Annotated in this window: 12 protein-coding genes; all 12 read right to left on the bottom strand. The window is 74.9% G+C overall.

The genetic code is table 11. The features are described 5' to 3' along the window. Positions 1-473: FliO/MopB family protein (locus tag IEX22_RS15225; protein ID WP_188669250.1), on the bottom strand; the 473-nt coding region annotated here is incomplete at its 3' end. After that, entirely contained in the window at positions 473-1,180 is a 708-nt protein-coding gene (gene fliN / locus IEX22_RS15220; RefSeq protein ID WP_188669249.1) for a flagellar motor switch protein FliN, read from the bottom strand. The genes fliN and IEX22_RS15225, both read right to left, overlap by 1 nt. Continuing rightward, the gene (locus tag IEX22_RS15215; protein WP_229660096.1) at positions 1,177-2,073 is read right to left on the bottom strand and encodes a flagellar motor switch protein FliM; all 897 of its coding nucleotides are present in this window, start codon (positions 2,071-2,073) and stop codon (positions 1,177-1,179) included. Before IEX22_RS15215 ends, fliN begins: the two co-directional genes overlap by 4 nt. Before the next feature lie 48 nt (positions 2,074-2,121). Beyond that, positions 2,122-2,928: an OmpA/MotB family protein gene (locus IEX22_RS15210; protein ID WP_229660095.1), complete on the bottom strand. Its 807-nt coding sequence runs from the start codon at positions 2,926-2,928 to the stop codon at positions 2,122-2,124. Then, complete coding sequence (locus tag IEX22_RS15205; protein ID WP_188669248.1) at positions 2,925-3,758, bottom strand: motility protein A; 834 nt, start codon at positions 3,756-3,758, stop codon at positions 2,925-2,927. The genes IEX22_RS15210 and IEX22_RS15205 overlap by 4 nt, the downstream gene beginning before the upstream one ends. Positions 3,759-3,815: 57 nt before the next feature. After that, positions 3,816-4,169 carry a flagellar FlbD family protein gene (locus tag IEX22_RS15200; RefSeq protein ID WP_188669247.1) on the bottom strand — a complete coding sequence of 118 codons (354 nt, stop codon included), beginning with the start codon at positions 4,167-4,169 and terminating at the stop codon, positions 3,816-3,818. Between the two features lie 171 nt (positions 4,170-4,340). After that, complete coding sequence (locus IEX22_RS15195; protein WP_188669246.1) at positions 4,341-5,516, bottom strand: flagellar hook protein FlgE; 1,176 nt, start codon at positions 5,514-5,516, stop codon at positions 4,341-4,343. Positions 5,517-5,642: 126 nt separating this feature from the next. Beyond that, entirely contained in the window at positions 5,643-6,095 is a 453-nt protein-coding gene (locus IEX22_RS15190; RefSeq protein WP_188669245.1) for a flagellar hook assembly protein FlgD, read from the bottom strand. A 54-nt stretch (positions 6,096-6,149) separates the two neighbouring features. Continuing rightward, the gene (locus IEX22_RS15185) at positions 6,150-7,964 is read right to left on the bottom strand and encodes a flagellar hook-length control protein FliK (protein ID WP_188669244.1); all 1,815 of its coding nucleotides are present in this window, start codon (positions 7,962-7,964) and stop codon (positions 6,150-6,152) included. After that, on the bottom strand, positions 7,961-9,139 hold the full coding sequence (locus IEX22_RS15180) for a C40 family peptidase (protein WP_188669243.1): 1,179 nt from the start codon (positions 9,137-9,139) through the stop codon (positions 7,961-7,963). The genes IEX22_RS15185 and IEX22_RS15180 overlap by 4 nt, the downstream gene beginning before the upstream one ends. Positions 9,140-9,141: 2 nt before the next feature. Continuing rightward, positions 9,142-9,576, bottom strand: coding sequence for a flagellar FliJ family protein (locus IEX22_RS15175; RefSeq protein WP_188669242.1), 435 nt, complete (start codon positions 9,574-9,576; stop codon positions 9,142-9,144). Then, the gene (locus IEX22_RS15170; protein WP_188669241.1) at positions 9,573-10,853 is read right to left on the bottom strand and encodes a FliI/YscN family ATPase; all 1,281 of its coding nucleotides are present in this window, start codon (positions 10,851-10,853) and stop codon (positions 9,573-9,575) included. Before IEX22_RS15170 ends, IEX22_RS15175 begins: the two co-directional genes overlap by 4 nt. Positions 10,854-10,855: the final 2 nt, after the last annotated feature.

The following is a 10,855-nucleotide window of genomic DNA, read 5'->3' as shown; positions in this document are numbered from 1 at the left end:
CCCTCGGGGTCCTCGGCGGGCACGGTCGCCGCGAGCAGCACGCTGCCGTGGTCGGGTTCGCTGATGGACGTGGTGACGGCCGCGGTGCCGGCCGGCAGGTCCGGCGCCGGTGCCGCCGACCGGGTCGCCCGCGGGCGGTGGGCCGCGGCCCTCCGCGGCGAGCCGGTGGCGGCGCTGAGCGTGGACGCGAACGCGGCCTCGGTGCTCGCCGGCGCGGCCTCGGTGTCCGGGGTGGAACGCAGCACGGAGACCCGGTGCTCGGTCACGCCCAGCAGCAGGCGCTGCCCGTCGGCGTCGAGCAGCACGACGGAGGCCTTGTGCCCGACGCCCTGCCGCCCGAGCACACTGATCACCGGGCCGGCGGCGCGGGTCGAACCGCCGCGCCGTTTCAGCCGACGCTGCAGCACCCAGATCAGGCCGAGGACGGCGGCGAGCGAGACGAGGACCCGCAGGCCCAGGACGAGCGAGTCCATCAGTTCGGGGCCTCGGCGACGTCGAGGATGCGGGTGATCCGCACGCCGTAGTCCTGGTCGACGACCACCACCTCCCCGAGGGCGATCCGCCGGCCGTTGAGCATGATGTCGGCGGGGGCGCCGGCGGAGCGGTCCAGCTCGATCACGTGCCCGGGCTCGAGCGCGAGGGCGTCGATGATCCGCATCCGGGCGCGGCCGATCTCCACGGTGAGGTTCATCTCGACGTCGTTGATCCGGCCGAGCCGGTCCGCGAAGGAGGCGTCCAGCACGCCGGTGGGGCCGGTGGTGCCGGCGGCCGCGGCGCGGATCCGGAGGGCGAACCAGCCGAAGACGGCCACCCCGTCGGAGAGCTCGTGGATCTCGGTCCGCGGGTCGAGCAGCAGGTCCGTGGCGTCGGCCTCGGTCAGGTCGGAGAGGGCGCCGGGGGCGAACGGTTCGACGGCGTGCTCGAGCGCGGGCCGGAGCACGTCGGTGGCCTGCACCAGGTCCCCGGCGCCGGCACCGGCCGCCGCGGCCAGGAACGCGGTGTCCCGCAGCAGCAGGGCGAGGTCCACCGCGTCGGCACCGATGTAGGCCGCGGTGACGGCGTGCGGGGCGAACGCGAGCGCCGCGGCCGCGTCGGCGTGACCGCTGACGGCCAGGCCCGGGTGAGGCAGGTACGCGGCCAGCAGGTCGGCCGCCTGCGCGCCGGTGGTGGTGACGGTCATCGCGGGTTCTCCTCGGTGCTGGTGATCAGGGCGCCGGTGCGGGCACCCGTGCGGGTGGCCGTCGCGCCGGCGAGCGGGACGCCGTCGACGGTCACCCGGAAGGGCTGGTGCGTCCCGTGCGGGAGCATGACGGTGTCGCCGACCGCGAGGCGGAGCACCTCGTGGCTGGTGACGCGCCGGGGGGTCAGGGTGACGGCGACGTCCACGGGCACCTCGGCCAGCTGGGCGCGCACCTGGCCGGGGGCGTCGGCCGCGGCGACGGTCGGGTTGACGGCACCGAGCCGGGGCAGCAGCAGGGACGCGGGCAGCACCACGGTCGCCGGGGCGGCGGTGTGGGCCACCCGGACGATGAACGTCGCGACGACCATCACGTCCCCCGGCGCCGCGGCCTGCGCGAACTGCGGGTGGTGCTGGATCGACTCGACCCGGGACGAGCCCGGTAGCAGGTGACCCAGCGAGTAATGCAGGTCCTCGAGCGCCTCGTTGATCAGCCGCTGGATCAGCTCCTTCTCCACCGGGGTGAAGATCCGGTCGCCGTCCTGCCGCTCGCCCGTGCCGCCGAGCATCCGGGCGATCCAGCCCAGCGCCGCGGCCGTCGGGAACTGGACGATGATCGTGTCCTCGCTGTCCATCGGCACGCAGAGCACCATCGCCGTCGTCGCGGGCAGGCTCGCCGCGTACTCGTCGTAGGTCTGCATGAGGAGGGACTGCAGGCCCACCGAGGAGGTGACCCGCACCCGGGCCGTCAGCTGCGTGCCCCACTGCCGGGCGAACGTCTCGAAGCCGAGTTCGAGGATGCGGCTGTGCCGTCGCGCCAGCGTGGTGGGACGGCGGAAGTCGTAGACCGCCACCTGACGGTCCTCCCCGGTGATCTCCCGTTCCTGCACGCTCACGCCGGTGACTATCGGCCCCGGCGGGCGACGGGTAAGGGCCCGGCCGGGTCAGCGAGAGGACGAGCCCTCGGCGGCCGGCAGCAGCTTGCGCACGGCGTCGGGAAGGTCGGAGAGCAGCACGATGTCGACCCGCCGGTTCCGCTCGTGGTCGGCCGGGGTGCGCCCCGTGGTGAGCAGCCGCGAGGACCCGAAGCCGGTGGCCCGCACGACGGTCGCGGGCACCCGATCCGCCTCCACCAGGTGCCGCAGCACGGTGGTGGCGCGGGCGGTGGACAGCTCCCACACGGACGGGTACACGGTGAGCAGGTTGGCGGTGTGACCCTCGACGGAGATCTGCCGCCGGGACGAGGTGAGGGTGGGGGCGACGGTGTCGAGGACCCGCTCGGCGTGGCGGTTCAGGTCCGCGCTGTCGGGCTGGAAGAAGGTGTGCGAACCCACCAGGCGCACGGTCAGCCCGCGGGAGTCGACGGTCATCGTCACGTTCCCGGCGAGGCCGGCGGCCTCCAGCCGCTTCTGCATCTGCTGCTGCAGCCCGGTGAGTCTCGTCGTCTCCGCGACGGCGAGCGCCTGGTTGCCGCTGAAGCCCTCCGCGTCCTTGCCGGCGTCCTCGGCGCGCACGACGGTGCCCTCCGCCGTGTCGATGCTCGCGGTCACGGTGGTCCCGAAGCCCGTGGCGAGGGAGTTGCGCAGCTTCTCGAACTTGGCCGTGTCCACCGTGGACATGGCGTAGAGGACGATGAACATGCACATCAGCACCGTGACCATGTCCATGTAGGAGGCCATCCACCGCTCGTCGACGTGGTGCTCCTCGCCCTCGTGGTCCGAGCGGCGTCGCCGTCGTCGCGAAGCGCTCACGCCGCGTCCAGGCTGAGCGAGTCCGCGGTGGCGCCCGACGTCGCCCTGCCCGGCTTGCCGCCCTTGGCCCTGCCGCCCTTGCGCTGGGTGACGGGCACCATCGCCTTGAGCCGTTCGGCGAGCAGCAGCGGCTGGGTGCCGGACTGCACGGCGAGCACGCCCTCCATCAGCAGCAGCATCCGCTCGCCCTCCAGGTCGGCGAGCCGGCCGAGGCGGCCGGAGAGCGGAAGCCAGATGAAGTTGGCCGACAGCAGCCCCCAGAGGGTGGCGACGAAGGCGCTGGCGATCATGTGCCCGAGCTCCTCGGGTCGGGACAGGTTCTCCAGCACGTGGGTGAGGGAGACGACGGTGCCGACGATGCCGATGGTCGGCGCGTACCCGCCGAGGACGGCGAAGAACTTCGCGGCGGCCCGGTCGGAGCGGGACCGGGTGGCCATCTCGTCCTCGAGCAGGATGCGCAGTTCCTCGGGGTCCGTGCCGTCGGCGATGTTCTGCAGCGCGCCGGCGAGGAACGGGTCCTTGGTGCCCGAGGCCTCCGACTCGAGGGCGAGCAGACCGTCGGCGCGGGCCTTCTCGGCGAGGCCGATGATGGTGTCGATGCTCTGTTGCGGCGGCGTGGTGCGGCCCAGCAGCGCCTTCGGCACCGACGTGAAGGCGTGCAGCCCGTCCTTGAGGGTGTTGCCCGCGAACCCGACGGCGATGGTGGCCCCGAAGACGAGGATCATCGGTGCCGGCAGCAGCAGGGACATGATCGAGGCTCCCTCGAGGGTGACCATCGCGACCACGGAGCCGAAGGCGAGCACCAGGCCGATCAAGGTGGCGGGATCCAAGGGTGCTCCTCGTGGTGGTGCGGGTCGTCTCGACGGTGGGGTGGTCCGGGGCGGATCTCAGGGTGTCGGGTGCAGGACGGTGGGGACCAGGTCCTGCACCGGCGCTCCCCGCGGTCCGGCCGGCGGCTCGCCCAGCGGGCCGGAGGTGGCGATCGACCGGTCGTGGCGCGGGTCCGGCTCGGGGACGACGCTGAGCCGGGGGGCCTCGGTGGTGCCGAACGCCCGCGCGGCCGCGACGACCCGGGCCCGGTACCGGGCGATCAGCTCGATCACGGTGTCCATGGACTCGGACACCACGTACGTGGTGCCGTCGACCATCACCAGGTAGGTGTCGGGACTGGCGTGGAGCCGCTCGATCAGATCGGGGTTGACCGCGAAGCGGGTCCCGTTCAGCCGGGTGACGACGATCATGGGCGCGGTTCCTGGTCCGTGAGGGGCGGCGCCCGGTCGGACGCGTCACCGGACACTGTCGGCAGCCGGGGACCGTGCGGTAAGGCCGGCGCTCAACGGCGGGCCGGCGCGGATGCGCCTCGGCCCGGACCCGGGGCGCCGGGTCCGGGCCGAGGCGCGGTGAGGCGGGCGTCAGCGCTTGAGCTCGACGAGCTCCTGCAGCACCTGGTCGGAGGTGGTGACGATGCGGGCGTTGGCCTGGAAGCCGCGCTGGGCGACGATCAGGTTGGTGAACTGCTGGGAGAGGTCGACGTTCGACATCTCCAGCTGCCCGCCCGACAGGGTGCCGAAGCCGCCGGTGCCGGCCGTGCCGAGCTGTGGTTCGCCGGAGTTCGGGGTCGGTTGGAAGGCGGTCCCGCCGACCTTCTCCAGGCCCGCCGGGTTGGTGAACCGGGCCATGGCCACCTGGCCGATGACGAACTTGCCGCCGTTGCTGAACGAGCCGGTCAGGGTGCCGTCCGCGCCCAGGCTGAAGGACTCGAGCGTGCCGGCGGCGGAGCCGTTGGTGGCGCTGCCGGTCACGGTGTTGTTGCCCGCGTAGCCGGTCAGGTCGCCCGTGTCCACGGTGACGCCGCCGACGGTCAGCGGGCCGGTCGGCTGCAGCCGACCCCCGGTCGAGGTAAGGCTGGTGCTGCCGGTGCCGCCGTTCCCGTCGGTGCCGGTGATGTTCCAGCCTCCGGCCGTTCGGGTCATGGTCAGGCTGAGGGTCCGCGCGGCGCCGAGCTCGTCGAACACGCGCACGTCCTTCGTCATGCTGGTGCCCACCGCCGTGTCGCCGGGCAGGTTGCCCTCGAGGACGACCTGGGTGGTCGCACTGGCCGGCATGGTCATGGTCTTCGGCACCGACAGGTCGGTGGGCCGGGCTCCGGTGGTGACCCGGCCGCCGGCGTCGGCCATCCACCCCTGCAGGATCGCCCCGTCGGGGCTGACCAGGCGGCCCATGCCGTCGAAGTCGAAGGAACCCGCGCGGGTGTAGGCCGTGCCCCCGGCCTTGCTGGTGACGAAGAAACCGTCGCCGGAGATCATCATGTCGGTCGTCCGGCCGGTGGACTGGGCCGCCCCCTGGGTGAAGTCGTTGGTGACGGCGGCGACCTTCACGCCGAGGCCGATCTGGGCCGGGTTGGTGCCGCCGGTCTCGGTCTGCGGCCCGCCGGCGACCTGGGTCATCTGCGAGAGCGTGTCCTGGAACTGGGTGGTCGACGCCTTGAAGCCGGTGGTGTTGGCGTTGGCGATGTTGTTGCCGGTGACGTCGAGCATCGTCTGGTGTGCGCGCAGGCCGGAGATGCCGGAGTACAGGGAGCGGAGCATGGTGTGCCTTTCGTGCGGTGATGACGGGCCGGGCGGCCGGTCACCGGGTGGTCGGTGCGGGGAGGACGGGTCGGGGTACGCGTTCGGTTCGGGAGCGGTGCGGGTGCGGTCGGGTACTCGGGACGGTCAGCGTCCGACGCCGAGGACGTCGGCGTAGTGGACGCGGGTGCCGTCGATGGACAGGGTCGGGTCGGTGCCCCGCGTCGTGTCCGTGCCGGCGTAGGTGACGCCGTCGACGGTGCCCGTGGTCGTGGTGCCGTCGTCGGCGCGGTAGGAGACGGTCTGGCCGACGAGGGCGGCGGACGCGGCCCGCACCTGCGTGTCGCGGGCAGTGGTCGTGTCCTCGGCCAGCTGGGTGAGCTTCTCCATCATCGAGAGCTGGGTGGTCTGCTCGATCATCTGGCCGGTGTCCATCGGCGAACTGGGGTCCTGGTTCTTCAGCTGGGCGACGAGGAGGGACATGAAGACCTCCGAGCCCATGGTCTGCACCGGGGTGCGCGTGGTCGCCGTGGTGGTGGCGCCGGTCGCGGCGGTGGCGCCGGTGGCGCTGCCGACGCCGGTGACGGAGTCGATCGGCATGGTGCTCCTTCTCGGGTCGGGGGTCGGGAATCGGGAATCGGGTCGGTGCGGCGCTCAGACCAGGACGTCGAGGTGGGCCGGTGAGCGGTCCGGGCGTGCGCCGCCGGGTGGGGCGACCGGGACGGCGGTCCCGGCGCCGGTCGCGCCGACACGGTCGGACCCGTCGCTCGGCCGCTGTCGCCCACCGTCCCGGTCACCGGTCCGGCGGTCGGTCTCGCTGCCGGGGTGGGGCGCGGACCGATCGGACAGGTCGAGGTCGGCGCTCAGCCCGGTCTCGGCCAGGGAGCGACGCAGGTCCGCGAGCGCGGACCGGACGGCGTCCCGGCCGGCGTCCGTGGGGGCGAACAGCTCGATCCGGACGACGCCGTTCTCGATCATCGCCTGGACGGTGACCGGGCCGAGATCGTGGGGGCGGACGGCGATGGTGAGCTGGTGCCGGCCCTCCCCCGCGGTGCGCAGACCGGCCAAGGCGCGGCCGAGCTGGGCGTGCAGCTGCGGGTGGCCCGGCGCCGGTGGCGTCGGCGGCGCGGCGGCGACGGCGGCGACCGGAGGGTGCGCGGCGACCGCTGTCGGGATCGCGGCCGTGGAGCCGACTCCGTCGGCGGGCGTCCCCTCAGCCGACGGTTCACCGACCTGTCGCGCCCCGGGGAGCACCGCGGCGGCCGGGGCCGGCGGCGGGAACTCGCCGCCCGCCAGGGGTGCGGCGACGGGGGTGACCGTGGCGGGGGCCGACGGAACGGGGGCGTGGACGCCGGCCGTCCCGTCGGGTTGCGCACCGCTGCCCGGGGCACCCGTCGACACAGCGGCAGTCGGCACGGCGGCGTTCGGCACGGCGGCGGGGGCGGCGGCAGTCGACACAGCGGCAGTCGGCACGGCGGCGGGGGCGGCGGCAGTCGGCACCGTGGCCGCCGGCACCGTGGCCGCCGGCACGGCGGTCGACACAACGGCTGTCGGCACGGTGGTGGTCGGCACGGTGGTGGTCGGCACGGTGGCTGTCAGCGCGGTGGGACTCGGGACGACGACCGCGTCGGTGGTCGAGGTGCTGCCGGCCGGGACGGTTTCGAGTCCGCGGACATCGGTGTCGGCCGCGGTGGACCGGCCGCGAACGAGCGACGGTTCCGGCACGGACGCGTCCGAACCGGTCGCGGCCGAACCGGTCGGGGTGGCGGCAGGGACCGGAACGATCGGTCCCTTCGTGGTGGTGCCGCCGGTGACGGCACCGGGCACGGTGTCGTCACCCGGGGTCGGCACACCCGCGGTGGCGTGGGTGTCGGCCGCGACGCGCGCCCGCCCCGTCGTCTCTGGGTGGGTCGCCGCGGGCTCCGCAGCGGAGCCGCCCGCGGATCCGTCCCGCGGCTCGGACGCATCGCCGGCAGCGGCACGCTCGGACCGCCCTCCCGCCGTCGGCGCGAGAACCGGCAGGGACCGGAGCGGCCCGCGGGCACCGGCCCGGGGCAGGCCGGCCGGTCCGGCGTCCGCGTCGGACCCGCCGGGAACCGCGATCACCGGGGCCGGGAGTACGGAGCCCGCGAGGGCGACCGTGGCCGTGGCCGTGGCGAGGGGAGGCCCGGGCGCGGTCGTCCCGGCGGCGGTCGTGCAAGCAGCGGCCGCCCCAGCAACGATGGTGCCCGCACCGGTCCATCCGGCGTCGGCGGCGGCATCGAGCGGGGCCGCGGTCCCGGCAACCGACGGCGCCCCCGAGCCGGCGCCCGGCGACGTGGTGTCGGCTCCGACGAGGGCGTCCTGCAGCCGAGCGGCGAAGCGTCCGGCCGAGGACCCGCCGTCCGCCTGCTCCGCCCGTCCGCCGACGACCCGAACGTGCCCGTCCGTCGTCGTCGCTCCGGTCAGCCCGGCGCTCAGCGGGCTCACGGGGCCACCGCGCTCAGGTCGCGGGCCAGCTGCCGGGCCTGGCCCTCCCACTTGGCGTACGCGTCGGGGAAGGCGGAGACCTGGACCCGCTGGGCGGCGACGGTCAGCGGGAGCTGCTGCCAGCCCGGGATGGTCTGCAGCCGGTCGAGGAACATGTCGGTGGACCGCTTCGGGCTCATCGCGTCGGAGACCGTGCCCCACGAGAACATCGACCCGTTGACCTGCTGCTGGAACAGCCCGACGGAGTAGCCGTCCACCCCGCGCGCCGCCTTGTCCGGTGTCAGGGCCTCGGAGCCGGCGACCTTCGGGTTCCAGTACATGCGCAGGTTGGACTCCTGCATGGCGGTGGCCAGCGCGACCTCGGCCGCTCGCTGCGGCAGGCCCCGCTCCTTGACCCGGTTGACGATCTGTTGGGCGTACTGCTTCTGGTCGGCGGTCAGCGGCACCGATGTCGCACCGACGGTGATCGGCGCGGAGGTGGCCGCCACCGCGACGGTCGAGCCCGTCGCCCCCGTTCCCGAGCCGGCCGACGCACCGGGCGATGCGACCGCCGCCGCGTCGGGCACGATGCGGCGGATCGCGGTCAGGTTGCCGTACTTCTCCCAGGCGTCGCGCACCTGGATGGTCTTGCCCGGCACGGGCGCGTCGATGGCCTTGCCGTCGCCGACGTAGATGGCGATGTGCTCCCCGCCGAAGCTGATCAGCAGGTCGCCCGGCTTCGCCTCGGCGAGGGAGGCGACGGGCGTGCCGTGGGTCATCTGCTCCCGGACCAGCCGGGGCAGGTCGACGCCGACGTCCTGGAACACGCGCTGGACGAACCCGGAGCAGTCCATGCCGACCGCCGGATCGGTGCCGCCCCACACGTACGGCACGCCCACGTACGTCCTGGCGGCGGCGACGACGTCGTCGCCGGTCACCCGGACCGCGTCGGTCACCCCGGCCGCGGAGCCGACGGCGCTCGTCGCGGGGGCGCTCTCGGTCCCGGTCGCTGCGGCGGCCCCGGTGGAGGCCGGCGCGTCGGCGGTGGCGAGCGCCTGGTCCAGCGCGGAGGCGAAGACACCGGACGAGGCGGGGGTCGCGCGGCTGGTGCTCGCGGTGGGCGCGGTGGCGCGGGTGGGCGCGAGGGTGGCCAGGCGGGCGTGGATCTGGGCGATGCGCCCGATCGTCTCGGTCATGCTCACGGCGTTCCTCCCGGTGTGCCGCGGCCATGCCGGGTGACGGCGAGCTCGTCGAGGGCGGCCTGGTCGGCGGTGAGGTCCTCCTGGGCGACCCGGGCATCGTGCCGTTCCTCGAGCTTCTCCAGTCCCGCGGTGGCGGTCCGGGCGGCGGTCCAGGCCTCGCGGAGCGCACGCTCGTGATCGGCTGCCGCCTCGGTGGCGGCATCCAGCTGGGCCAGCAGCGCCACCGTGGAGGACCGGGCGACGGCGATCGCGCGCAGGCTCGCGACGCTGTCGGCGTCCGCCGGTGCGGCGACGGCGCGGCCGTACATCTCGTCCCGGCGGGCACGGGTGGCCCGGTGCTCCGCGGCCGCGCCACCCCACCAGGACGCGGCGGCGTCCTCGGTCAGGCGGCGCAGCCGAAGCAGGCCCGCGAGTCGGAAGGGGGCGCTCATGCGGCCACCCCCAGCAGGGTGCACAGGTCGCCGAGCCGGCGCCATGCGTCCTCCGGTTCGGTGCGCTGACCGATCGGCTGGCGCAGGAAGCCGTCGATGGCGTCTCGGTGGGCGACGGCGGCGTCGACGAGCGGGTTGCTGCCCGGTTGGTAGGCGCCGACGTCGAGCAGGTCCTGGGCGGAGCGGCGGGCGGCGAGCACCCGGCGCAGCCCGGTGGCCAGGGCCCGCTGCCGCGGGTCGGTGACCCTCGACGCGAGCCGGGAGACGGAGCCGAGCGCGTCGACGGACGGGAAGTGGCCGGACACGGCGAGCGCGCGGTCGAGGACGACGTGCCCGTCGAGGATGGACCGGGCCGAGTCGGCGACGGGGTCGTTGTGGTCGTCCCCGTCCACCAGCACGGTGTAGATGCCGGTGATGGAACCGGTGGCCGCGGTGCCGGCCCGCTCGAGCAGCCGGGCGAGGACGGCGAAGGTCGAGGGCGGGTAGCCGCGGGTGGCGGGCGGCTCCCCGGCGGAGAGGCCGACCTCGCGCTGGGCCATGGCGACGCGGGTCAGGGAGTCCATCATCAGCAGCACGTCGGCGCCCTCGTCGCGCAGCGCCTCGGCGATCCGGGTGGCGGTGCCGGCGGCGCGCAGCCGCATCAGGGCCGGCTCGTCGCCGGTCGCGACGACGACGACGGAGCGGGCCAGCCCCTCGGGGCCGAGGTCGTCCTCGAGGAACTCGCGCACCTCGCGGCCGCGCTCGCCGACGAGGGCGATGACGGCGACGTCGGCGGCGGTGCCGCGGGCGACCATGGACAGCAGGGACGACTTGCCGACGCCGGACCCGGCGAACAGGCCGAGTCGCTGGCCGCGGCCGACGGTGGTCAGGGTGTCGAGCACCCGCACGCCCGTGGCGATCGGGGTGGCGATCCGGGCGCGGCCCAGCGCGGGCGGCGCGGTGTTGGCCCACGGGACGGGGTGGACGCCGGTGAGCGGACCGCGGTCGTCGATGGGCCGGCCGAGGCCGTCGACGACGCGGCCGAGCAGACCCCGGCCGGCGGGAACGGTGGAGCCGCCGGGCCGCCGGCGCACGGGGTCGTCGACGCGGATGCCGTCGAGCGCGCCGAGCGGCATGCAGGTCATGGTCTGCCCGGCCGCGACGACCTCGATGTCGACCCGGGCGTCCTCCCCGACGGTGAGCACGTCGCCGACGGAGCCGGGCAGGCCCGCGACGGTCAGGCCGAGGCCCCGGACGGCCGTGACCGCGCCCCGGCGCTCGGGGGCGGCGGCGCGCACCG

The sequence above is a fragment of the Tersicoccus solisilvae genome (genome assembly GCF_014643255.1).
GTDB classification, from domain to species: domain Bacteria; phylum Actinomycetota; class Actinomycetes; order Actinomycetales; family Micrococcaceae; genus Tersicoccus; species Tersicoccus solisilvae.
The sequence above is the reverse complement of the archived record's forward strand: the minus strand, read 5'-3'. Positions and strand labels throughout refer to the sequence as shown.